Below are 22,938 nucleotides of genomic sequence, written 5' to 3' on the forward strand. Positions count from 1 at the left end.
GGGCGCGAAGCGGCCCTGGAATCGACGCTAAGCCTAGCCGGAACCGCATAAACCAGGCGACAACGCCAGTTCCTTTCCCAACTACCCTTGTAGACCGTCATCTCTACCCCCATATTGGGGCGACTGACGCGTGAAGGAATCCATCTTGAGCGACCTCCTCAACCGCCGCCTGAGCCTGCTCGGCGACAATATCGACCTGCTCAAGCAGTGCCTGCACGGCATTGAGCGCGAATGCCTGCGCGTGACCGAAGAAGGTCGCCTGGCCCAGACCCCACACCCCGAAGCACTGGGTTCGGCGCTGACCAACGAGCAGATCACCACCGACTATTCCGAGTCGCTGCTGGAGTTCATCACCCCAGCCCTGGCGGACCCTGCCAAGGTGCTCGAAAGCCTCGAACAGACCCACCGCTTCGTCTACAGCAAACTGGGCGACGAACTGCTGTGGAGCCCGTCGATGCCCTGCGCACTGCCGGCCGAAGAAGACATCCCGATCGCCGAGTACGGCAGCTCGAACATCGGCAAACTCAAGCACGTGTACCGCAAGGGCCTGGCCCTGCGTTACGGCCGCACCATGCAGTGCATCGCCGGCATCCATTACAACTTCTCGCTGCCCGAGGCGCTGTGGCCGCTGTTGCGCGATGCCGAAGGCGGCGAGCAGGACGACCGCGACTACCAGTCCTCGGCCTATATCGCGCTGATCCGCAACTTCCGCCGCTACAGCTGGCTGCTGATGTACCTGTTCGGCGCTTCCCCGGCCCTGGACAAAGGCTTCCTGCGCGGCCGCCCGCACCAGCTCGAAGAACTCGACGCCGAGACACTGTACCTGCCCTACGCCACCAGCCTGCGCATGAGCGACCTGGGCTACCAGAGCAACGCCCAGGCGGGCCTGACGCCCTGCTACAACAACCTGGCCAGCTACACCGATAGCCTGCGCAAGGCCGTCGGCACGCCCTACCCACCCTATGTCGAGGTCGGCACGCACGTCGATGGCGAGTGGGTGCAGTTGAACACCAACATCCTGCAGATCGAGAATGAGTACTACTCGAACATCCGCCCCAAGCGCGTCACCTACACCGGCGAGCGGCCGATCCAGGCCCTGACCTCGCGCGGCGTGCAGTACGTGGAAGTGCGCTGCCTGGACATCAACCCGTTCCTGCCGGTGGGCATCGACCTGACCGAAGCCCGTTTCCTCGACGCCTTCCTGCTGTTCTGTGCCCTCGAAGAGAGCCCGCAACTGGACAACGGCGAGTGCGGCCAGTGCACCGACAACTTCCTCACCGTGGTCAAGGAAGGTCGGCGCCCGGGCCTGGAGCTGCGCCGTGACGGCCAACCGGTCGCATTGAAGGAATGGGCAAGCGAACTGATCGAGCGGATCGGCCAGCTGGCCGGGCTGCTCGACCGTGCCCAGGGTGGCAATGACCACGCCAAGGCCCTGGAAGCACAGCAGGCCAAGGTCGAAGATCCCGAGCTGACGCCATCGGCCCAGGTGCTGGCGCGCATGACCGAACATGACGAGAGCTTCGTCCAGTTCTCCATGCGCCAGAGCCGCCTGCACGCCGAGAGCTTCCGCGAGCAGCCACTGAGCAGCGCGCAGCAACAGGCCTTCGAAACCCTTGCTCGCGAGTCGATCGCCAAGCAGTCCGAGCTGGAACAGGAAGAGGTCGGTGACTTCGACCTGTTCGTCGGTGCCTACCAGGCCAGCATCCTGGCAATCAGCAACTGATGAACCGCACCGCCACCCCGCGCAAGCCACGCGCCAGCAGCCAGGCCAGGATCGAAGCGATCCTCGCCGCGGCGCGCGAGCTGCTGGCAGGCCAAGGGGTGGCGGGGTTGTCGATCTACAGCGTGGCCGAGCGGGCGCAGATTCCGCCATCGTCGGTGTATCACTTCTTCGCCAGCGTGCCGGCCTTGCTGGAGGCGCTGACCGCCGATGTGCACCGGGCATTTCGCGAAGCCTTGGGCGCACCGATCGACAGCGCGGCGTTCAGCACCTGGCATGGCCTGTCGCGGCTGATCGAGCAGCGCATGCTCGACATCTACAACGAGGACGCCGCGGCGCGGCAGCTGATCCTCGCCCAGCATGGTTTGAGCGAAGTGGTCCAGGCTGATCGCCAGCATGATCTGGAACTGGGCGAGTTGATGCACCAGCTGTTCGACCGACATTTTCAGTTGCCAGCGATGCCGAGGGATGTGCACGTGTTCGCCCTGGCGATGGAACTGAGCGACCGGGTGTATGCCCGCTCGATGCAGCTGCATGAGGCGATCACGCCACGCATGGCGGAGGAAGGGATGCGCGTGTTCGAGGCGTATCTGGGGCTGTACCTGCCGCCTTATCTGGCCAAACGCTGACCCTGAGCCCTGCAAATATCCTGTAGGAGCGGCTTTAGCCGCGATGCAGCCAACGCGATGTCTGGCACCCGCTCCGCGGGTGATCGCGGCTAAAGTCGCCCCTAAAGGTACCGTGCAAGACTTCAGAGCTTGGCGATGGACACCTCGGTCGATTTCACGAAGGCGATCACCTCGCTGCCTACCTGCAACTCGAGCTCCTTCACGGAACGGGTGGTAATCACCGAGGTGACGATGCCAGAGGCGGTCTGTACGTCGATTTCCGAGAGTACCGGGCCTTCGAGAATTTCCTTCACGGTGCCTTTGAACTGGTTGCGAACGTTGATGGCTTTGATTGTCATGGCGTCATTCCTTTTTGCGGTTTCGGGGATTCAATGAGCCCAGCGCAACTGCGTGGGCAACGGGGCGACAGGTTCCGGATCGGGCGGCGTGCCCGGGACGGAGAGAACACGGTTGAGCACTTCGCTTTCCAGCGCCGCCAGGCGGTGCGAACCCCGCACCCGGGGTCGCGGCAGGTCGATGACCAGGTCCAGGCCGACGGCGCCGTCTTCGATCAGGATCACCCGGTCGGCCACGGCGACGGCTTCGCTGACGTCGTGGGTGACCAGCAGCACGGTGAAACCGTGCTGGCGCCACAGGCGCTCGATCAGTTGCTGCATCTCGATACGGGTCAGGGCGTCCAGCGCGCCCAAGGGCTCATCCAGCAGCAGCAGGCGCGGCTGATGAATGAGCGCCCGGGCCAGGGCCACCCGCTGTTTCTGGCCACCGGACAAGGCCGCCGGCCACTCATTGGCGCGATCGACCAGGCCGACCGCCTCCAGGGCTTCCAGGGCGCGTGGCCGCCAGTTGCCAGACAACCCCAGGCCGACGTTGTCGATGACCTTCTTCCAGGGCAGCAGGCGCGCGTCCTGGAACATCAGCCGGGTATCCTCGCGGGCCTCGGCAAGCGCTGCGGCGCCCGCCAGCAATTGGCCGCCGCTGGGCTGGTCGAGCCCGGCCAGCAGGCGCAACAAGGTGCTTTTACCGCAACCACTGCGACCAACGATGGCGACGAACTGGCCAGCCGGAATGTGCAGGTCGATCCCGCGCAGCACTTCGCGCTGGCCGAACGTACGACGCAGGTCCCGGGCCGCCAGGGGGATGCCACGCAGCAGGCGTGGCGGTTGTGCCTTGAGCACCGTCATCACGCGCCCTCCTTCTTCGCCACCTGGTAGGCCGGGTGCCAACGCAGCCACACACGCTCCAGGCCACGGGCGGCCAGGTCGGCCAGCTTGCCGAGCACCGCGTACAGGACAATGGCCAGCACCACCACGTCGGTCTGCAGGAACTCGCGGGCGTTCATCGCCAGATAGCCGATACCGGCATTGGCCGAGATGGTCTCGGCGACGATCAGCGTCAGCCACATGAAACCCAGGGCGAAGCGCACGCCGACCAGGATCGAGGGCAGCGCCCCCGGCAGGATCACCTGGCGGAACAGCGCGAAGCCCGAAAGCCCGTAGCTGCGCGCCATCTCCACCAGCGCCGGATCGACGTTGCGGATCCCGTGATAGGTGTTCAGGTAGATGGGGAACAGCGTCCCCAAGGCCACCAGGAAAATCTTTGCCGACTCGTCGATGCCGAACCACAGGATCACCAGCGGGATCAGCGCCAGGTGCGGCACGTTGCGGATCATCTGCACCGAACTGTCGAGCAGGCGCTCGCCCCAGTTCGACAGGCCGGTGATGAAGCCGAGCAACAGGCCGAGACTGCCGCCGATCACGAAGCCCAGGCCGGCACGCCAGCCACTGATGGCCAGGTGGGTCCAGATCTGGCCACTGCGCACCAGCTCGACGCCGGCACTGACCACCGCGCTCGGCGCCGGCAGGATGCGGGTCGACAGCCAGCCTGCGCTGACCGCCAACTGCCATACCGCCAGCAGCAGGATCGGCAGGGCCCAGGGCGCCAGGCGCTTGGACCAGGTGGTGGTGGATGCACGACTCATGGCCCTGGCCCTCAGCTCTGCGACACGGATTTGGGCAGGATGTCGTTGGCGACCATTTCACCGAACGGGCTCACGTAGCCGCCGGTTTTCGGCTGCTCCGGGCGCTGCACGTCCAGATGCGGGAACAGCAGCTCGGCGACGCGGTACGACTCTTCGAGGTGTGGATAGCCCGAGAAGATGAAGGTATCGATGCCAAGATCGGCGTATTCCTTGACCCGCGCCGCGACGGTCGGGCCATCGCCCACCAACGCGGTGCCGGCACCGCCACGCACCAGGCCGACACCGGCCCACAGGTTCGGCGCCACTTCGAGCTTGTCGCGCTTGCCACCGTGCAGCGCGGCCATGCGCTGCTGACCGACCGAGTCGAAGCGCGCCAGCGACGCCTGGGCGCGGGCGATGGTGTCGTCGTCCAGGTGCGAGATCAGCCTGTCGGCGGCAGCCCAGGCCTCCTCGTTGGTTTCCCGCACAATCACGTGCAAGCGAATGCCGAAGCGCACCTCACGGCCTTGGGCGGCCGCTTTCTCACGTACCGCAGCAATCTTCTCGGCCACCGCGGCCGGCGGCTCGCCCCAGGTCAGGTACAGCTCGACCTGTTCGGCGGCCAAGTCCTGGGCAGCGTCAGACGAGCCACCGAAGTAAAGCGGCGGGCGCGGCTGCTGGATCGGCGGGTAGAGCAGCTTGGCGCCTTTGACCTGGATGTGCTTGCCGTCGTAGTCGACCGTTTCGCCTTCGAGCACCTTGCGCCAGATACGGGTGAATTCCACCGACGCCTCATAGCGTTCCTGGTGGTTCAGGTGCAGGCCATCACCGGCCAGTTCGTCCGGATCGCCACCGGTCACCAGGTTGAACAATGCACGGCCGTTGGACAGACGATCCAGGGTCGCGGCCTGGCGGGCTGCGACGGTCGGCGAGATGATCCCCGGGCGCAGGGCGACCAGGAACTTCAGGCGCTCGGTCACCGGGATCAGCGACGCCGCCACCAACCAGGAGTCCTCACAGGAACGTCCGGTGGGGATCAGCACGCCGCCGAAGCCCAGGCGGTCGGCGGCCTGGGCGATCTGGCTCAGGTAACCGTGGTCGACGGCGCGGGCGCCTTCGCTGGTGCCCAGGTATTTGCCGTCACCATGGGTAGGGAGGAACCAGAAAATGTTAAGGCTCATTGGAGTTGTCTCCTCAAGGGTGGCTCATGCCGGGGCGACGCCCCGGCGCAGGCGAAACGTTCAAGGCGCGCTGGCGACCTTGGCCGGGGGTGTCCAGATCACGTCCTTGATGCTCAAGGGCTTGGGAATCAGCTTCAGGGCCTGGAAGGTGTCGGCAATCTTCTGCTGTGCGGCGATCACTTCCGGGGTCAGCGGCGCGGCTCCGTAGCCTTGGCGCTTGACCGAAGTCAGGGTGATGTCGGCGGGCAGGCCAAGCAGCGGCGCAACCTGGTCGGTGACCTGCTGCGGATTGGCCTGGGACCATTCGCCCACGGCACGCACCTCTTCAACCAGGGTGTTGATCACCGCCGGGTGCTGGGTCGCATAGCTGCGGGTGGCGAGGTAGAACTGGTGATTGTCGACCAGATCCTTGCCGTCACGCAGGGTGCGTGCCTGCAACTGTTGCTCGGCGGCGGCCTGGTACGGATCCCAGATCACCCAGGCATCGACACTGCCGCGCTCGAAGGCGGCACGGGCATCGGCGGGGGGCAGGTAGACGGGCTGGATATCGGTGTACCTGAGACCGGCGTCTTCCAGGGCACGCACCAGCAGGTAATGCACGTTGGAACCCTTGTTGAGGGCGACTTTCCTGCCCTTGAGTTCCTTCACCGACTGGATCGTCGACCCCTTCGGCACCAGGATCGCCTCGCTGTGCGGAGCTGGCGGCTCATAGGCGACGTAGAGCAGATCGGCGCCCGCGGCCTGGGCAAACACCGGCGGCGTTTCGCCGGTCACGCCAAAGTCGATGGAGCCGACGTTGAGCCCTTCGAGCAGCTGTGGACCGCCGGGAAACTCGGTCCATTGCACGTCGATGCCCTGTTCCTTCAGGCGCTTTTCCAGCGAGCCCTTGGCCTTGAGCAGCACCAGGGTGCCGTATTTCTGGTAACCGATACGCAGGCTCTCGGCCTGGGCTTGGCTGATGGCGCCGAAGGACACAGCCGCCGCGAACAGGGCGACCAGACCACGACGCAAGAAGACTGTGCGCATGGCGCTCTCCTGTGCGAGTTGGGTTCGGGTAGCACCTGCTTGCCTCGTTGGCGGGCGAGTAAGGTGGGGACAGCGATGGAGCGGTCAAGCCTGGTTCAGATACTCCAGCGGGCACTGATCAGGCGTTCGTTGAGCACGCCGGGGGCGACAGGTTGGGGCCGGCGCGCCATGGCGCTGTGGAATGTTTCCAGCGAATCCTGCAGGCGCTGCTCCAGGGCAGCGGCCAATTGCGCGGGTCGGGTGCCCTCACCGTAGGCAATCTGGCTGTCGTCGGCGAAGATCCCTTGCAGGGTCTCCTGCGCCTTGAGGGCCGACAGCACGGGCTTGAGCGCGTAGTCCACGGCCAGCATGTGGGCGATGCTGCCGCCGGTTGCGATCGGCAACACCACCTTGTGTTCCAGGGCCCGCTCGGGCAGCAGGTCGAGCAAGGTCTTCAAGGCCCCGGCGAAGGACGCCTTGTACACCGGCGTGGCCACCACCAGGCCGTCGGCCTGGGCTACAAGTTCGTTGAAGTGGCGCACCTGTGGGCTGTCGAAACGGGCATGCAGCAGATCTTCGGCAGGAAACTCACGCACCTGGAAGGTCACCACTTCGACACCCCGCTCCTGCAGCCAGTCGCGCGAGCGCTCTAGCAGCACGCCGGAGCGTGAACGAAGACTGGGGCTACCACCGACAGAGACAACCAGCATTGAAAGCGCTTCCTTCGATTCGATTGCAGGGCCGCGAGGGGTTGTCCCCGCTGGATGTAACGACATTAACAGCTCGTCACATATACCTATAAATCATATTTATTTATGTATTTATTCCATATAGAGATATATATGTACCACCCCTGTAGGAGCGGCTTCAGCCGCGATCACCCGCGAAGCGGGTGCCAGGTACTGCGGTGCTTGCATCGCGGCTAAAGCCGCTCCTACAGGGATCGTGGATACCGTTCGGAAGGTATAAAAAAGGGCCGTCGAAACGGCCCGAAGATCCCTGCTTGGCTAAGAGCAATGCAACGAGGAATGCTTCAACGATTGGGTTGCGGGGTCAGCCGCAGATAGGGTTTCACCGCCCGATATCCTTTCGGGAAACGACGTTTGATTTCATCTTCGTCCTTGAGCGAAGGCACGATCACTACCTCATCGCCGTCCTGCCAGTTGCCCGGCGTGGCGACCTTGTAGTTGTCGGTCAGCTGCAGCGAATCGATCACCCGCAGGATCTCGTTGAAGTTGCGCCCGGTACTGGCCGGATAGGTAATGGTCAGGCGCACCTTCTTGTTCGGGTCGATGACGAACAGTGAGCGCACGGTCAGGGTGTCGCTGGCATTGGGGTGGATCAGGTCGTACAGGTCGGACACCTTGCGGTCGGCATCGGCGATGATCGGAAAGTTGACCACGGTGTTCTGCGTCTCGTTGATGTCGTCGATCCACTTGTGGTGCGAGTCCACCGGGTCCACCGACAGGGCGATGGCCTTGACCCCGCGCTTGGCGAAATCATCCTTGAGCTTGGCGGTCAGGCCCAGTTCGGTGGTGCACACCGGGGTGAAGTCGGCCGGGTGGGAGAACAGCACGCCCCAGCTGTCGCCCAGCCATTCGTGGAAACGGATCTTTCCGGCGCTGGAATCCTGTTCGAAATCGGGGGCGATATCGCCGAGTTTGAGGCTCATGGAAGCGGCTCCTGTGCTGTGTCTGGCCTTGTGGGTTCAATGTGCCTGCTTCCGAATCAAAATAAAAAGAATAAATATCGATTTATTTATAACCAGATTGCATACGAATTTGCAGGCACAAAAAAGCCTCGCACTAGGCGAGGCTTTCTTTGTGCAGCTACGACTTACATGAAGGCGTAAGTGTAGTTGACGATGAAGCGAGTCTGGTCCTGGTCGTTTGCAGCGCCCGAACCGGTGCCGCGGTAAACGCCCTGACGCAGGCTGAAGCCCAGACCCTTGAGCGTGCCTTCCTGCAGAACGTAGTCGACGCGAGCGTCGCGCTCCCACTCGCTGAAGGTACCGTGGCCATCGGTGTTACGACCATCCTGACCACGCAGGTAAGCTACCGAAGCCTTCAGGCCCGGTACGCCCAGACGGGCGAAGTCGTAGGAGTACTGACCGAAGGTGGTGTTTTCACCCGCCTTGGCGAACTGGTTGATCATGCTGTCGGTGAACAGGTAGAAGCTGGCGCCGCCAGCACCTTCGGCACGGCCGTTACCATCAACGACACCACCCTGGTTCAGCCAGACGAAACCACCATCATCGTTGACCTGCTGATGACCGAGCATCAGCGCGTGGCCACCGAGGGTATAGGTGAACATGGCGGACCAGGTCTTGTTGTCGACCTTGCCGGTTTCCTTGGCATAACCACCGTTGTTGTTGAAGTTGTAGCCGCCGCCGTGACCGTTCTTGCCGTCGCTGCTGCTGTCGAAGTAGCGCAGGTCGGTCTTGAACGACTGATCGTCAGCGATCTTGAACACGTGGGTGGCACCCAGGAAGCTCTGCTTGTAGAAGTCTTCCAGGTTCGAGTAGTAGTACTGCAGGGTCAGGTCTGGAGTGAGCTTGTAGTCCAGGCCACCGTAGCGGAACTTGTTGCTGTCAGCGCTCGCGCCGTTGACCGACAGGCCGGTACGGTTGCTCGACGCACGACCCATCGCGTGGGTCAGCTGACCGGCGTTGATGGTCAGGTTGTCGATTTCCTTCGAGGTGATGGTGGCACCTTCGAAGGTTTGCGGCAGCAGTCGACCGTCGTTGGAGACAAGGATCGGCAGCATTGGTGCGAGGGCGCTACCGAAGTGTGCTTCGGTCTTGGAGAAGCGAGCCTTGGCGTTGGCGCCGACACGGGCCCACTGGCTTACCGAGGAGCCATCGCTGTCGTCTGGGAGGAAGCCGGCCTTGTGGTAGCCCTTGCCACCATCCAAGTGGATACCCCATACAGCTTGGGCATCGACACCGAAGCCTACGGTGCCTTCAGTGAAACCGGAAATGTAGTCCAGTTTGAAACCTTGACCGGTTTCACGCTGATCCGGGCGCTTGCCGGCCGGGCGAGTCGCGGTCGCCGGAGTGGCGTGCGCTTCACGGTTGTTGTTGTCGAAGTACATGGTGCGCGAGCTCAGGGACAGCTTGCTGTCCTCGATGAAACCGGCAGCGCCTGCTTGTTGGGCGAGAACCCCCAGTGCCACGGCCAGGGCCAGGCTGGACTTGTACATGTTTTGCTCCTCTACGTTCTAATTTTTGTGCGTCTCAAGCGGCGGAATCTGCTGCCCCACTCACCCGGATTGGCGATTTAGCCCTAAAGCGTGACCGCCAAGTCAATCGCTAACGATCGATTCGCGACTTTGGTCTAATCCGTCGATCTGCGCTACAGGATAATGACAATCCTATAAATCCAAAATGACCGTTTTATGAATCTGTAAGATTTTTACGGAATAACATCGGAACCATTCCTACAAATCGTTGTATCGACGCCGTCAATCATACCTTTAGGTTATGTGCAAACGTTTGCAGAGGTGGCGACCGACGGCCTCCCGTCGGAACCGATCAAGCCTAGCTGGCTTGGCTGATTCCGCCACCGGTACCGCTGCCCCATACGGGCGGGGGTCAGAGCGATTGGCTTTTAAGCTAATTCGAAAAAGTTATTTATTTCATATTTCTTAGATCATCTAGTCTTCTCGCCATCTATCCCCGAATGCCTGACGAGAGGTTCAACCATGATCCCGCATGCTCCGCTGCGCCTGTTCGCCGCCCTGACCCTCGCCAGTGCCAGCTGGCTGGCCCAGGCCGCCGACCTGACCGTTGCCTACCAGACCACCGTCGACCCGGCCAAGGTGGCCCAGGTCGATGGCACCTATGAAAAGGACAGCAAGGCCAGCATCGACTGGCGCAAGTTCGACAACGGCGCCGATGTGATCACCGCCGTCGCCTCGGGCGACGTGCAGATCGGCTACCTCGGCTCCAGCCCGCTGGCCGCCGCCGCCACCCGCAAATTGCCTGTGGAAACCTTTCTGATCGCCACCCAGATCGGCGCCGGCGAGGCCCTGGTCGCCCGCGACAGCATCAAGACCCCGCAGGATCTAGTCGGCAAGAAAGTCGCCGTGCCGTTCGTCTCCACCGGCCACTACAGCCTGTTGGCCGCGCTGAAGAGTTGGAACATCGACCCGTCGAAGGTGCAGATCCTCAACCTTGCGCCACCGGCCATCATCGCCGCCTGGAAACGCGGTGACATCGACGCCACCTACGTCTGGGACCCGGCCCTGGGCGTGGCCAAGGAGAACGGCAAGGTGCTGATCACCTCCGGCGAGCTGGCCGAGAAAGGCGCGCCGACCTTCGACGCCTGGATCGTGCGCAAGGACTTCGCCGCCAAGCACCCGGAGATCGTCAAGTCGTTCGCCAAGGTCACCCTCGACGCCTATGCCGATTACCGCAAGGACCCGCAAGCCTGGCTGGCCAACAAGGACAATGTCGCCAAGCTGGTCAAATTGTCTGGCGCCAAGCCCGCCGATATTCCGGTGCTGCTGCAGGGCAACGTCTACCCACTGGCCGCCGACCAGGCCAGTGCACTCGGCGCACCGACCACCCAGGCGCTGACCGACACCGCCACCTTCCTCAAGCAACAGGGCAAGGTCGATGCCGTGCTGCCGGACTACGCGCCCTACGTCAGCGCCCAGTACCTGCCCAACTGATCCGGAGCCCGTCATGGCCTTGCTCGAGCTGGAGCGCATCAGCGCACAGTACCCCGGCGCCACCACCCCGGTGCTGGCAGACATCAACCTGAGCCTGGGTCCGCGCCAGCTGCTGGTGGCCCTCGGGCCTTCCGGCAGCGGCAAGACCTCGCTGCTCAACCTGATCGCCGGCTTCGTCGCCCCCAGTGGCGGGCGCATCACCCTCGATGGCGCACCGGTGCAAGGCCCGGGCGCCGAGCGCGGCGTGGTGTTCCAGGACGACGCCCTGCTGCCCTGGCAGGACGTGCTCGGCAACGTCGCCTTCGGCCTGGAGCTGGCCGGCGTACCGCGTGCACAGCGCGAAGCCAAGGCGCGCGAGATGCTGGCGCTGGTAGACCTGGCCGGCTTCGGTGAGCGGCGTGTTTGGCAATTGTCCGGCGGGCAGAAGCAGCGCGTGGGCCTTGCCCGGGCGCTGGCCGCCGACCCGCGGGTGCTGTTGATGGACGAACCGTTCGGCGCCCTCGATGCCTTTACCCGCGAACAGATGCAGGAGCTGTTGCTGCAGGTCTGGCAGCGCACCGCCAAGCCAGTGTTCCTGATCACCCACGACATCGAGGAAGCGGTGTTCCTCGCCACCGAGCTGGTGCTCCTGGCGCCCAATCCGGGGCGTGTGGTCGAGCGCCTGCAACTGGACTTCGGCCAGCGTTACGCCGCTGGCGAGTCGGCCCGGGCGATCAAGTCCGATCCACGCTTCATCGAAACCCGCGAGCACGTGCTGGCGCGGGTGTTCTCGCAACGTCAGGAGTCCGCATGAGCAGTATCGAATTGCCAGCCGCCGCCAAGCAGGCAGCCCGGACACCACCTGTCGTGAAAACCCGCAAGCCCTTGCCGACCCGCTGGATCAGCGCCCTTACCCTGGCCTCGCTGCTGTTGGTGTGGTGGCTGGTTACCGCCGCCGGCTGGATCGAGCCGCTGTTCCTGCCCTCTCCCGCCGATATCCTGGCCAAGGGCTGGACGCTGCTCACCCAGGGCTACATGGACGCCAGCCTGTGGCAGCACCTGGGCGCGAGCCTGGGGCGCATCGGCCTGGCGCTGCTGGCCGCCACCCTGACCGCGATCCCGGTGGGCATCGCCATCGGCTACAACCGCGTGGCCCGCGGCATCCTCGATCCGCTGATCGAGTTTTATCGACCGATCCCGCCGCTGGCCTACCTGCCGCTGATCGTCATCTGGTGCGGCATAGGCGAGCTGTCGAAAGTGCTTTTGATCTACCTGGCGATCTGCGCCCCGATCGCCATCGCTACCGCCACCGGCGTGCGCACCGTCGACCCCGCCAAGCTGCGTGCCGCGCAGTCGCTGGGCGCCAGCAAAATCCAGCTGATTCGCCATGTGATCCTGCCCAGTGCGCTGCCCGACATCCTCACCGGCATCCGCATCGGCCTCGGCGTGGGCTGGTCGACGCTGGTGGCCGCCGAGCTGATCGCCGCCACCAGTGGCCTGGGCTTCATGGTGCAGTCGGCAGCGCAGTTCCTGGTCACCGATGTGGTGGTCCTGGGGATTCTGCTGATCGCCCTGATCGCCTTCGCCCTGGAGATGGGCCTGCGCGCCCTGCAGCGCAAGCTGGTGCCCTGGCACGGCCAGAGCCATTGATCACCGAATGACCACGCCGGCAACCCGGCACCTGCAACGAGAAACCACATGAGCCTGACCGTTACCCCCTTGAGCCCGGCACTGGGCGCGCAGATCAGCGGCGTGGACATCAGCCGCGACATCACTGCCGAACAGCGTGACGCCATCGAGCAGGCGCTGCTCGAACACCAGGTGCTGTTCTTCCGCGACCAACCGATCACCCCCGAGCAGCAGGCGCGCTTCGCCGCCCGCTTCGGCGACCTGCATATCCACCCGATCTACCCCAATGTGCCGGAGACACCGCAGGTACTGATCCTCGACACCGCAGTCACCGACGTGCGCGACAACGCCGTGTGGCACACCGACGTGACCTTCCTGCCAACCCCGGCGCTGGGCGCGGTGCTCAGCGCCAAGCAGTTGCCGGCCTATGGCGGCGACACTCTGTGGGCCAGCGGTATCGCTGCGTTCGAGGCGCTGTCGGCGCCGCTGCGTACGATGCTCGACGGCCTGACCGCCACCCATGATTTCACCAAGTCGTTCCCGCTGGAGCGTTTCGGCACCACGCCCGAGGACCTGGCACGCTGGGAGACGACCCGGCGCAACAACCCGCCGCTGTCGCACCCGGTGGTGCGCACGCACCCGGTCAGTGGACGCAAGGCATTGTTCGTCAATGAAGGTTTCACCACGCGGATCAACGAATTGAATGAGCAGGAGAGCGAGGCGCTGCTCAAGCTGCTGTTCGCCCATGCGACGCGGCCGGAGTTCAGCATTCGCTGGCGTTGGCAGGAAAATGACGTGGCGTTCTGGGACAACCGCGTGACGCAGCACTTTGCGGTGGATGACTACCGGCCCAGCCGGCGGGTGATGCATCGGGCGACCATCCTGGGGGATGCGCCGTTCTGAAAGATCGGGGGGAGGCCTTTGGCTTCCTTTCGCTGGCAAGCCAGCTCCCACAGGTATTGCGACAACCCTGTGGGAGCCAGCGAAAGGGTCGCATAGCGTCCCCAGCGACCTACCTGACCAGGTGCAGGTACTGCATGTGCCGCTCGTACTGGTCGAGGATGTCGTTGATGATCTGCTCCTTGCTGTAGCCCACCAGGTCGTAGTTCTGGCTGCCCTCGGACAGGTGTACCTCCGCGCGGTAGTAGCGGCGGTTCTTCAAGTCCTGGGTGCCCAGCCCGCCCAGGGCGAACGATGGCGTGAAGTAACCGCGCATCTGCACCTGGTAGATGAACGGCTGTTCCTCGCCATGACCGATCTTCAGGCTGACGTTGTCGTGGCTCGGGTCGTCCTGGGTGATCAGCACCAGGCCCTTCTGCTCGAACACCTCGCGCACTTCGGCAATGGCCGGGCGCACCACGTCGTCCATGAAGCGATACACCTCGTCCCGAGACGGGAAGTGCACCGCCTGGCTCAGGCGTTGGCGCCAGCCGCCACGCCCGCGCCGGGATTGGGCGAACGGCGCCAGCGAATGCATCTGCGCGATCTGCCGCTGGCTTTCCAGGTAGAAGGCCTTGTGCAGCCCCCACATCATGCACAGCAGGATCAGCGAGAACGGCAGCGAGGTCAGCACCACCGCCGACTTCAGCGAATCGATGCTGCCGGCGAACAGCAGGCTGCTGGTAATCAGCGCGGTCATCGCGCCCCAGAAGATCCGCAGCCAGTTCGGGCCGTCCTCGTCGGCGCCACCGCCCTTGGCCGACAGCGTCGACAGCACCACGGTGCCGGAGTCGGCCGAAGTGACGAAGAACACAAAGCTGATGAACACCGTCACGGCGATCACCGTCTTGCTCCACGGGTAGGTTTCCAGCAGCAGGTACAGGCTCATCGACGGGTTTTCGAGGGCTGACTGGCCGAGCGCGGTCATGCCGTGGTTGATCACCTGGTCGAGGGCGCTGTTGCCGAAGATCGACATCCACGCCAGGGTGAAGCCCAGCGGGATCAGCAGCACGCCGAAGACGAACTCGCGAATGGTCCGGCCCCGCGAGATACGGGCGATGAACAACCCCACGAACGGCGCCCAGGCAATCCACCAGGCCCAGTAGAACACCGTCCAGCCGCCCAGCCAGTCGCGCTGCTCGCCGTAGGCGTACACATCGAAGCTCTTGCGCGGCAGGGCGCCAAGGTAGTCACCGAGGTTCTGGATCAGGGTGTTGAACAGGTGCTGGGTGGGCCCGGCGAACAGCACGAACAGCAGCAGCGCGCAGGCCAGGAACAGGTTGATGTCGCTCATCACCCGCACGCCCTTCTCCACCCCGGCGACCGCCACGGCCACGGCCGCGCCCATCATCAGGGTGATGAGGATCACCTGCACCCATTGGCTGTGGCTGATGCCGAACAGGTAGTCCAGGCCTGCGTTCAGGTGCAGCACGCCAAAGCCCATGTCGGCGCCCAGGCCGAATACCGTGGCGATGATGCCGAAGCCATCCACCGCGTAGCCGATCGGCCCGTTGATGCGCTTGCCGATCAGCGGGTACAGCGCCGAGCGCAGGGCCAGTGGCAGGTTGTGGCGGTAGGCGAAATAGGCGAGCGCCATGCCGACGAAGGCGAATACACCCCAGCCGTGCAGGCCCCAGTGCAGGAACAGGATCTGCATCGCCTGGCGCCCGGCCTCGGCCGTGCCCGCCTCGCCCTGCGGCGGCTGGAGCATGTGGGTCAGCGGTTCGGAGACGCAGAAGAAGAACAGCGTGATGCTGATGCCGGCGGCGAACAGCATGCCGGCCCAGGACAGGTAGCTGAACTCGGGTTCGTCGTGGTCAGCGCCGAGCTTGATCTTGCCGTAGCCCGACAAGGCAGTGACCACCACGAAGACCAGGTACAGGGTCATGGCCAGCATGTAGTACCAGCCGACCGTGTTGGCCGCCCAGTTCTGCGCGGCCAGCAACCACTCGCCGGCAGCCTGGGGCTGGGCGATGACGATCAGGCCGAAAATGAGGATGAAGCTTGCCGCGAAATAGAACACGGGGGGGTTCATGCGGATCTTGCCGTTGGCAAGGTCGGGGGTCGGTGCACTCATCGAACGGGCACCTCGTCACGGGACGTGAGGTTCGGATTGAACGGGTTCAGCAAAGGCGATTCCTCCTTTTGAACACCGGCAATGGACCAGCGTTTTTCGTTGAACAAGCGTTCAAGTTAAACATGGATTGGATTTCAATGCGACCCGATGCCGCTCCAGGGCGTGATCGAGGTGGGGGCGGGAAGTCCCGCCGCCACGCCTCATAAGCCTTGAGCTAGAGGGCTTTCTTGCCCTCGCAATCCAGTTGCAGGTTCGCCTGGGTAATGTTGCTGTCAGCCGGCACGCTGCGGGTCAGCCAGACGTTGCCGCCAATGGTCGAACCCTTGCCGATGGTGATCCGCCCGAGGATGGTCGCGCCGGCGTAGATCACCACGTCGTCCTCGACGATCGGGTGCCGCGCCAGGCCCTTGTGCAAGGTGCCGGACTCGTCGCTGGGGAAGCGCTTGGCGCCCAGGGTCACCGCTTGGTAGATGCGCACCCGCTCGCCGATGATCGCGGTCTCGCCGATCACCACGCCGGTGCCATGGTCGATGAAGAAGCTCGGGCCGATCTGCGCACCGGGATGGATGTCGATGCCGGTGGCCGAGTGCGCCAGCTCCGAACTGATCCGCGCCAGCAGCGGCAGGCCGGCTCGATAGAGGTGGTGGGCCAGCCGATGGTGGATGATCGCCAGGATGCCCGGGTAGCACAGCAGCACCTCGTCGACGCTGCGCGCCGCCGGGTCGCCGTGGAAGGCGGCAAGTACGTCGGTGTCCAGCAGCACGCGCAGCGCCGGCAGGGCCGCAGCGAAATCCTGGATCAGGCGCAGGGCGTGGGTATCGACATCGACCACATCGGTCTTGCCATGGCGCGCCGCGTAGCGCAGTTCCAGACGGGCCTGGGCCAGCAGCGCGGTGAGGGCGGCGTCGAGGGTGTGGCCCACATAAAAGTCCTCGCTTTCCTCGCGCAGGTCCACCGGCCCAAGGCGCATCGGGAACAGCGCGCCGCACAGCTGCTCGAGGATCTGCCGCAGCGCCTCGCGCGACGGCAGTTCGCGCCCGCCCTGCTCGCCGCTGCTGCGGCCATTGCTGCTGCGCCACTGCTCGCGGGCGTTGCGCAGGCCACTGACAATACCCTGCAGTTGCCAGTGCCCGGTTGATGGTTGTTCGCTCACGGTGTTTCTCCTGCCAGGCGGCTTTCTCGGTATGCATACGCTCCTACAAGGAGGTGCAAAACACGATACGTCAAATCTGCCTCTTGGAAAAAACAACGCTTTATTCCATCCTGAGCTAAGTCGGGTATAAGCCGCTGCAATTTGCAGTTTGGGAATAACAACCTGATTTTTTATTATTTCCCGGCCTATGAAGCCCACCTCTATAGTCGCCACCTCACTACTTCCACAACAAGCGCGGGGCATGCCATGACCAAATTCGCCAAACCCCTTCTCAACGCCAGCCTGGCGCTTCTGCTCGGCGCCGGCCTGCTCGGCCAGGCCTTTGCCGGCGAGCAGTTGAAGACCATCCAGGAAAAAGGCGTGATCAACGTCGGCCTGGAAGGCACCTACCCACCGTTCAGCTTCCAGGACGAAAACGGCAAGCTGACCGGCTTCGAGGTCGAGCTGTCCGAGTTGCTGGCCAAGGAGCTGGGGGTCAAGGCCAAGGTCCAGCCGACCAAGTGGGACGGCATCCTCGCCGCACTGGAATCCAAGCGCCTCGACGTGGTGATCAACCAGGTGACCATCTCCGAGGAACGCAAGAAGAAGTACGATTTCTCCGAACCCTACACCGTTTCCGGCATTCAGGCCCTGGTACTCAAGGGCAGTGACAACGAGAAAAACATCAAGACTGCCGCCGATCTCGGTGGCAAGAAGGTCGGTGTCGGCCTGGGCACCAACTATGAGCAATGGGTCAAACAGGATGTGCCGACAGCCGATGTGCGCACCTACGAAGATGACCCGACCAAGTTCGCCGACCTGCGCAACGGTCGTATCGACGCCATCCTGATCGATCGCCTGGCTGCACTCGAGTACGTCCAGAAAACCGCCAAGGACAAGAAACCGACCGCACTCGCTGGCGAGAAATTCTCCAAGCTGGAATCGGGCGTGGCCTTGCGCAAAGGCGAACCTGAACTGCTCGACGCGCTGAACAAGGCCATCGACAAGCTCAAGGCCGACGGCTCGCTGGCCAAGCTGTCCGAGAAATACTTCGGTGCCGATGTCACCAAATGATCGCTGAAAGCCTGCAACTCGTTGTCGATTCCGCGCCCTTCCTGTTGAAGGGCGCGGGTTATACCGTGCTGCTCAGCGTCGGCGGCATGTTCTTTGGCCTGGTGCTGGGCTTTGCCCTGGCGCTGATGCGGCTGTCGAAGATCCTGCCGCTGGACTGGCTGGCGCGCATCTATGTGTCGTTCTTCCGCGGCACGCCGCTGCTGGTGCAGCTGTTCGTGATCTACTTCGGCCTGCCGCAGATCGGCATCGAGCTCGATCCGATCCCGGCCTCGCTGATCGGCCTGTCACTGAACATGGCGGCGTATATCTGCGAGATCCTCCGCGCGGCAATCTCCTCGATCGACCGTGGCCAGTGGGAAGCCGCCGCCAGCATCGGCATGACACGCACCCAGGCCATGCGCCGGGCGATCCTGCCGCAGGCCCTGCGCACTGCCCTGCCACCGCTGGGCAACAGCTTCATCTCGCTGGTCAAGGACACCGCCCTGGCGGCGACCATCCAGGTGCCCGAGCTGTTCCGCCAGGCGCAGCTGATCACCGCACGGACCTTCGAGGTCTTCACCATGTACCTGGCTGTCGCGGTGGTCTACTGGATCCTCTGCAGCATCCTGGCGCACTTCCAGAACCGCATGGAAGCGCGGGTCAACCAGCACGACCAGGAGCACTGAGATGATCGTAGTAGAAGGCCTGACCAAGCAGTTCAAGGGCCAGACCGTGCTCAACGGCATCGACCTGAGCGTGCAGCCCGGCGAAGTGGTGGCCATCATCGGCCCCAGCGGCTCGGGCAAGACCACCTTCCTGCGCTGCCTGAACCTGCTGGAAACCCCCGACGCCGGGCGCATCCAGATCGGCGATATCAGCATCGATGCCAACCGTCCGTTGGGTGGTCAGCAGAGTGCTATCCGCCGCCTGCGCCAACAGGCCGGGTTCGTGTTCCAGAACTTCAACCTGTTCCCGCACCGCACCGCCCTGGAGAACGTCATCGAAGGGCCGGTGATCGTCAAGAAGACGCCTCGTGACAAGGCCATCGAACTGGCCAGGCGCCTGTTGGCCAAGGTCGGCCTGGCGGGCAAGGAGGACGCCTACCCCAGGCGCCTGTCCGGTGGCCAGCAGCAACGGGTGGCCATCGCTCGCGCCCTGGCCATGGAGCCAGAAGTGATCCTGTTCGACGAGCCCACTTCGGCGCTCGACCCCGAACTGGTCGGCGAAGTGCTGGAAACCATCCGCGGCCTGGCCGAGGAGAAGCGCACCATGATCATCGTCACCCACGAGATGAGCTTCGCCCGCGATGTCGCCAACCGGGTGATCTTCTTCGACAAGGGCGTGATCGTCGAGCAGGGCGAGGCCAAGGCGCTGTTCGCCAACCCGAAGGAAGAGCGCACACGCCAGTTCCTGCGCAAGTTCCTCGGCACCGCCGCCGGCCAGGAGTGAAGCCGGTGCGCGGGGCTCACACCTCGCGCAGGTTGTGGCAACGCCTGAAGCGCGCTTCCAGGTTGCGATCGGGCATCTGGTGGCTGCGCAGGGCGTTGAGGGTCTGCTCCACGTAATCGCGCGTGGTGCCGTAGCGCCCCTTGGCGCTGGCGAGGATCTGGCTGAGCAGGGTGTCCGGCAGGTTGCCCGCGTAGCAGGGCAGGTGCCGCTCCAGCACGAAACCCAGCGCCTGCACCTTGCTGCCATCGTCCAGGCGGCAGCTCAGCCAATGCGGACGATAGGCCGGGAACGGCATCTCACGCTGCCACAGGGCCATCAGCGAGTCGTGCAGGTTGGTTTCGTCCAGACGGAAGGCGAAGCCGCTGCAGGAGCCGCCACGGTCCAGGCCGAACACCAGGCCCGGGCACTCCGGTGTGCCACGGTGTTCATGGGACCACAGGTAGAGGCCGCGGTGATAACCATGCACCCGCGCCCGCTGGCGCTCTACCGAGTTGCATTCGGGGCGCCAGATCAGCGAACCGTAGGCAAATAGCCAGACCGGGCCGCCCTCATGTTGCGACATCGTATCCTGCATCGAGCGATGCAATTGTTCGGCGGTGAGTTGTTGGCCGAAGTCGAGCGACGGCGGATAGGAGACTTGCCAGGATGAACTTTCAAGTGTCGACATGAGCTGCCGCCATTATTTCCTGTGAACTACCAAAGTGCGTGTATTACAGTGCCTTTCGGTCGTTGTCGCGGGGCAAGCCCGCTGCCACCAAGGCACATCAGGGTCGCGTGGGAGCGGCGATGCGGCGGCCCGACTTGCTCCGCGCCTTGCCTTGTGCCTAACGTAAGGCAAATCGCTCTTTGCACTCAACCCCGAAAACAGGATTTCATTAAAGCATCCGCTGAACGGAAACTAATAGTCCGAGTATAGCGAAACTTATTACCCGTACCGGTAACAATCTTCGCCATATAATCAACAGGAAAACACTTGGTTATTAAACCCGGCACGCCCTTGCAGCGTGCCGTGTTACTTCAGCCGCGTGGCGCGTAGGCAAACACGTCAGCCCGCATACGGTGGGCATCCATGCCGGCCTCGACCAATGCATCGAGGGTGGCGTAGACCATGTTCGGCGAGCCACTGGCATAGACGTGCACCTGGTTGAGGTCGCCGATATCCTCGCATACCGCTTCATGGAGCAGGCCACACCGCCCCTCCCAACCGCACAGATCGCTGACCACCTTGTGCAGGAACAGGTTCGGCAGACGCTCCCACTCAGCCCAGTGCTCGATCTGGTAGAAGTCTTCAGGCCGGCGTACACCCCAATACAAGTGCACCGGGTGCTTGAAGCCCTGCGCCCGGCAGTGCTCGATCAGGCTGTGCATCTGCCCCATGCCGGTACCGGCGGCGATCAGTACCAGCGGGCCGTCGGGCAACTCTGCCAGGTGAGCATCCCCAAATGGCAGTTCGATGCGGGCCAGACCATTGCGCTTCAACTGCTCGATCAACTGCACGGCACTGCTTTCGCGGGCCAGTACATGTAGCTCCAGCTCACGCCCACCGTGGGGCGCCGAAGCGAGCGAAAAAGCCGCCTTGTCCATGCCCTCGCGCTCGATCATCAGGTATTGCCCGGCGTGGTAGCGGGGCGGCTTGCCGGCCGGCGCGCGCAGGCGCACGCGCCAGACATCGCCACCGATCTCGACGCACTCGCTCACGGTACAGGCCAGCTTGCGCAGCGGCAGCTCGCCCAGGGCCAGCACACCATCCCACAGCAACACACAGTCCTCCAGCGGCTCGGCGATGCAGGTGAACAGCTCACCGTGATCGCGCACCTGGCCTTCCTGGCGAACACTGCCTTCCACCAGCAGCGCGGCACACACATGGCAGTTGCCGTTGCGGCAGCTGTTCGGGCAGTCATAGCCCAGTCGCCGTGCCGCATCCAGAATCCTTTCACCCGGTTCGACCGCCAGTACCGCCCCGGAAGGCTGCAAGGTTACCTGCATCAATCTATTCCCAACTGGTCCCACAACTCATCGATACGGCGGGTGACGGCCTCGTCCTTGACGATGACCCGGCCCCATTCGCGTGTAGTCTCGCCCGGCCATTTGTGCGTGGCGTCCAGGCCCATCTTCGACCCCAGCCCCGACACTGGCGACGCGAAGTCGAGGTAGTCGATGGGGGTGTTGTCGATCATCACCGTATCACGCTTGGGGTCCATGCGCGTGGTGATGGCCCAGATCACATCGTTCCAGTCGCGGGCGTTGATATCGTCGTCGGTAACGATAACGAACTTGGTGTACATGAACTGTCGCAGGAACGACCACACACCCAGCATGACGCGCTTGGCATGCCCCGGGTACTGCTTCTTCATGGTCACCACCGCCATGCGGTACGAGCAGCCTTCCGGCGGCAGATAGAAGTCGGTGATCTCGGGGAACTGCTTCTGCAGGATCGGCACGAACACTTCGTTCAGCGCCACGCCGAGAATCGCCGGCTCATCCGGCGGCCGGCCGGTATAGGTGCTGTGGTAGATCGGCTTTTGCCGGTGGGTGATGCGCTCGACGGTGAACACCGGGAAGCTGTCCACTTCGTTGTAGTAGCCGGTGTGGTCGCCGTACGGGCCTTCCGGGGCCATCTCGCCGGGGTGGATCACGCCTTCGAGGATGATCTCGGCGGTGGCCGGTACCTGCAGGTCGTTGCCACGGCACTTGACCAGTTCGGTGCGGTTGCCACGCAACAGGCCAGCGAAGGCGTATTCGGAAAGCGTGTCCGGGACCGGGGTCACGGCACCGAGGATGGTCGCCGGGTCCGCGCCCAACGCCACGGCTACCGGGAACGGCTGGCCAGGATGCTTCTCGCACCATTCGCGGTAGTCCAGCGCCCCGCCGCGGTGGCTCAGCCAGCGCATGATCACCTTGTTGCGGCCAATCACCTGCTGGCGATAGATGCCCAGGTTCTGGCGGTCCTTGTTCGGCCCACGGGTCACGGTCAGGCCCCAGGTGATCAGCGGCGCAACATCGCCAGGCCAGCAGTGCTGGATCGGCAGCTGGCCGAGGTCAACGTCATCGCCTTCGACCACGATTTCCTGGCATACCGCGTCCTTGACCACCTTCGGCGCCATGGACACGACCTTCTTGAAGATCGGCAGCTTCGACCAGGCGTCCTTCAGGCCCTTCGGCGGCTCCGGCTCCTTGAGAAACGCCAGCAGCTTGCCGATTTCGCGCAGTTCTTCGGTCGACTCGGCGCCCATGCCCATCGCCACGCGCTCGGGGGTGCCGAACAGGTTGCCCAGCACCGGCATGTCGAACCCAGTGGGCTTTTCGAAGAGCAAGGCCGGGCCCTTGGCGCGCAGCGTGCGGTCGCAGACTTCGGTCATTTCCAGAACTGGGGAGATGGGAACCTGGATGCGCTTGAGTTCACCGCGCTGTTCCAGGCCACGAATGAAGTCGCGCAGATCGCGATACTGCATGCAAAGGCCTCGTGTTGGGCGTATCGGTCGGGGTGCAGAGTGTAGCGCCGTTGGCAGGGTAA

At 63.7% G+C, this 22,938-nt stretch carries 22 protein-coding genes; 9 read left to right on the forward strand and 13 right to left on the reverse strand.

Annotation, left to right across the window (positions count from 1 at the left end):
• The first annotated feature begins 145 nt into the window (after nucleotides 1-145).
• Both gshA and CCOS191_RS25690 read left to right on the forward strand, forming a co-directional pair.
• Complete coding sequence (gene gshA / locus CCOS191_RS25685; protein WP_442963655.1) at nucleotides 146-1,723, forward strand: glutamate--cysteine ligase; 1,578 nt, start codon at nucleotides 146-148, stop codon at nucleotides 1,721-1,723.
• Entirely contained in the window at nucleotides 1,723-2,349 is a 627-nt protein-coding gene (locus tag CCOS191_RS25690) for a TetR/AcrR family transcriptional regulator (protein WP_046857518.1), read from the forward strand. Before gshA ends, CCOS191_RS25690 begins: the two co-directional genes overlap by 1 nt.
• Before the next feature lie 122 nt (nucleotides 2,350-2,471).
• Here CCOS191_RS25690 and CCOS191_RS25695 read toward each other — a convergent pair whose 3' ends face one another.
• The 8 genes from CCOS191_RS25695 to CCOS191_RS25730 all read right to left on the reverse strand — a co-directional run bounded on the left by CCOS191_RS25695 (nucleotide 2,472) and on the right by CCOS191_RS25730 (nucleotide 9,693).
• A complete protein-coding gene (locus tag CCOS191_RS25695) occupies nucleotides 2,472-2,687 on the reverse strand; it encodes a TOBE domain-containing protein (protein ID WP_008095172.1) in 216 nt (71 codons plus the stop codon).
• Nucleotides 2,688-2,717: 30 nt separating this feature from the next.
• Nucleotides 2,718-3,530, reverse strand: a complete 813-nt coding sequence (gene ssuB / locus CCOS191_RS25700) for an aliphatic sulfonates ABC transporter ATP-binding protein (protein ID WP_038707158.1) — start codon at nucleotides 3,528-3,530, stop codon at nucleotides 2,718-2,720.
• Complete coding sequence (ssuC, locus tag CCOS191_RS25705; protein WP_046857519.1) at nucleotides 3,530-4,327, reverse strand: aliphatic sulfonate ABC transporter permease SsuC; 798 nt, start codon at nucleotides 4,325-4,327, stop codon at nucleotides 3,530-3,532. The genes ssuB and ssuC overlap by 1 nt, the downstream gene beginning before the upstream one ends.
• Nucleotides 4,328-4,338: 11 nt before the next feature.
• The gene (gene ssuD, locus CCOS191_RS25710) at nucleotides 4,339-5,487 is read right to left on the reverse strand and encodes an FMNH2-dependent alkanesulfonate monooxygenase (protein ID WP_038707156.1); all 1,149 of its coding nucleotides are present in this window, start codon (nucleotides 5,485-5,487) and stop codon (nucleotides 4,339-4,341) included.
• A 60-nt stretch (nucleotides 5,488-5,547) separates the two neighbouring features.
• Nucleotides 5,548-6,513, reverse strand: coding sequence for a sulfonate ABC transporter substrate-binding protein (locus CCOS191_RS25715; RefSeq protein WP_046857520.1), 966 nt, complete (start codon nucleotides 6,511-6,513; stop codon nucleotides 5,548-5,550).
• Nucleotides 6,514-6,608: 95 nt separating this feature from the next.
• Nucleotides 6,609-7,202: an NADPH-dependent FMN reductase gene (gene ssuE / locus CCOS191_RS25720; protein WP_046857521.1), complete on the reverse strand. Its 594-nt coding sequence runs from the start codon at nucleotides 7,200-7,202 to the stop codon at nucleotides 6,609-6,611.
• A 323-nt stretch (nucleotides 7,203-7,525) separates the two neighbouring features.
• Nucleotides 7,526-8,164, reverse strand: coding sequence for a peroxiredoxin (locus CCOS191_RS25725; protein WP_046857522.1), 639 nt, complete (start codon nucleotides 8,162-8,164; stop codon nucleotides 7,526-7,528).
• A 164-nt stretch (nucleotides 8,165-8,328) separates the two neighbouring features.
• On the reverse strand, nucleotides 8,329-9,693 hold the full coding sequence (locus CCOS191_RS25730; protein ID WP_046857523.1) for an OprD family porin: 1,365 nt from the start codon (nucleotides 9,691-9,693) through the stop codon (nucleotides 8,329-8,331).
• A 501-nt stretch (nucleotides 9,694-10,194) separates the two neighbouring features.
• Between CCOS191_RS25730 and tauA the strand changes: the two genes are divergently transcribed.
• The 4 genes from tauA to tauD are packed head-to-tail and all read left to right on the forward strand — an operon-like array spanning nucleotide 10,195 to nucleotide 13,677.
• Complete coding sequence (tauA, locus tag CCOS191_RS25735; protein WP_046857524.1) at nucleotides 10,195-11,166, forward strand: taurine ABC transporter substrate-binding protein; 972 nt, start codon at nucleotides 10,195-10,197, stop codon at nucleotides 11,164-11,166.
• Nucleotides 11,167-11,179: 13 nt separating this feature from the next.
• On the forward strand, nucleotides 11,180-11,959 hold the full coding sequence (gene tauB / locus CCOS191_RS25740; protein WP_046857525.1) for a taurine ABC transporter ATP-binding subunit: 780 nt from the start codon (nucleotides 11,180-11,182) through the stop codon (nucleotides 11,957-11,959).
• Nucleotides 11,956-12,795 carry a taurine ABC transporter permease TauC gene (gene tauC, locus CCOS191_RS25745; protein ID WP_046857526.1) on the forward strand — a complete coding sequence of 280 codons (840 nt, stop codon included), beginning with the start codon at nucleotides 11,956-11,958 and terminating at the stop codon, nucleotides 12,793-12,795. The genes tauB and tauC overlap by 4 nt, the downstream gene beginning before the upstream one ends.
• A gap of 48 nt (nucleotides 12,796-12,843) precedes the next feature.
• Nucleotides 12,844-13,677 (forward strand): taurine dioxygenase, encoded by an 834-nt coding sequence (gene tauD, locus CCOS191_RS25750; protein WP_046857527.1) that lies wholly within the window; start codon nucleotides 12,844-12,846, stop codon nucleotides 13,675-13,677.
• 109 nt (nucleotides 13,678-13,786) lie between these two features.
• Here the strand turns inward: tauD and betT are convergent, their stop codons facing one another.
• Nucleotides 13,787-15,748 carry a choline transporter BetT gene (betT, locus tag CCOS191_RS25755; RefSeq protein WP_172670945.1) on the reverse strand — a complete coding sequence of 654 codons (1,962 nt, stop codon included), beginning with the start codon at nucleotides 15,746-15,748 and terminating at the stop codon, nucleotides 13,787-13,789.
• 256 nt (nucleotides 15,749-16,004) lie between these two features.
• Nucleotides 16,005-16,943 carry a serine O-acetyltransferase EpsC gene (gene epsC, locus CCOS191_RS25760; RefSeq protein WP_046857529.1) on the reverse strand — a complete coding sequence of 313 codons (939 nt, stop codon included), beginning with the start codon at nucleotides 16,941-16,943 and terminating at the stop codon, nucleotides 16,005-16,007.
• Nucleotides 16,944-17,189: 246 nt separating this feature from the next.
• Here epsC and tcyJ point away from each other — a divergent pair, with 246 nt between their 5' ends.
• The 3 genes from tcyJ to tcyN are packed head-to-tail and all read left to right on the forward strand — an operon-like array spanning nucleotide 17,190 to nucleotide 19,424.
• Entirely contained in the window at nucleotides 17,190-17,996 is an 807-nt protein-coding gene (gene tcyJ, locus CCOS191_RS25765; RefSeq protein WP_023630289.1) for a cystine ABC transporter substrate-binding protein, read from the forward strand.
• On the forward strand, nucleotides 17,993-18,661 hold the full coding sequence (gene tcyL, locus CCOS191_RS25770) for a cystine ABC transporter permease (protein ID WP_046857530.1): 669 nt from the start codon (nucleotides 17,993-17,995) through the stop codon (nucleotides 18,659-18,661). Before tcyJ ends, tcyL begins: the two co-directional genes overlap by 4 nt.
• A gap of 1 nt (nucleotide 18,662) precedes the next feature.
• Entirely contained in the window at nucleotides 18,663-19,424 is a 762-nt protein-coding gene (tcyN, locus tag CCOS191_RS25775; protein ID WP_046857531.1) for an L-cystine ABC transporter ATP-binding protein TcyN, read from the forward strand.
• A 16-nt stretch (nucleotides 19,425-19,440) separates the two neighbouring features.
• Here the strand turns inward: tcyN and CCOS191_RS25780 are convergent, their stop codons facing one another.
• The 3 genes from CCOS191_RS25780 to ubiD form a co-directional block, all read right to left on the reverse strand.
• Nucleotides 19,441-20,091: a gamma-glutamylcyclotransferase gene (locus tag CCOS191_RS25780; RefSeq protein WP_046857532.1), complete on the reverse strand. Its 651-nt coding sequence runs from the start codon at nucleotides 20,089-20,091 to the stop codon at nucleotides 19,441-19,443.
• 350 nt (nucleotides 20,092-20,441) lie between these two features.
• Nucleotides 20,442-21,410, reverse strand: coding sequence for a CDP-6-deoxy-delta-3,4-glucoseen reductase (locus CCOS191_RS25785; RefSeq protein ID WP_046857533.1), 969 nt, complete (start codon nucleotides 21,408-21,410; stop codon nucleotides 20,442-20,444).
• Nucleotides 21,410-22,876, reverse strand: coding sequence for a 4-hydroxy-3-polyprenylbenzoate decarboxylase (ubiD, locus tag CCOS191_RS25790; protein ID WP_046857534.1), 1,467 nt, complete (start codon nucleotides 22,874-22,876; stop codon nucleotides 21,410-21,412). The genes CCOS191_RS25785 and ubiD overlap by 1 nt, the downstream gene beginning before the upstream one ends.
• Nucleotides 22,877-22,938 lie beyond the last annotated feature (62 nt).

It is taken from the genome of Pseudomonas sp. CCOS 191 (assembly GCF_001007005.1).
Lineage (GTDB): Bacteria > Pseudomonadota > Gammaproteobacteria > Pseudomonadales > Pseudomonadaceae > Aquipseudomonas > Aquipseudomonas soli.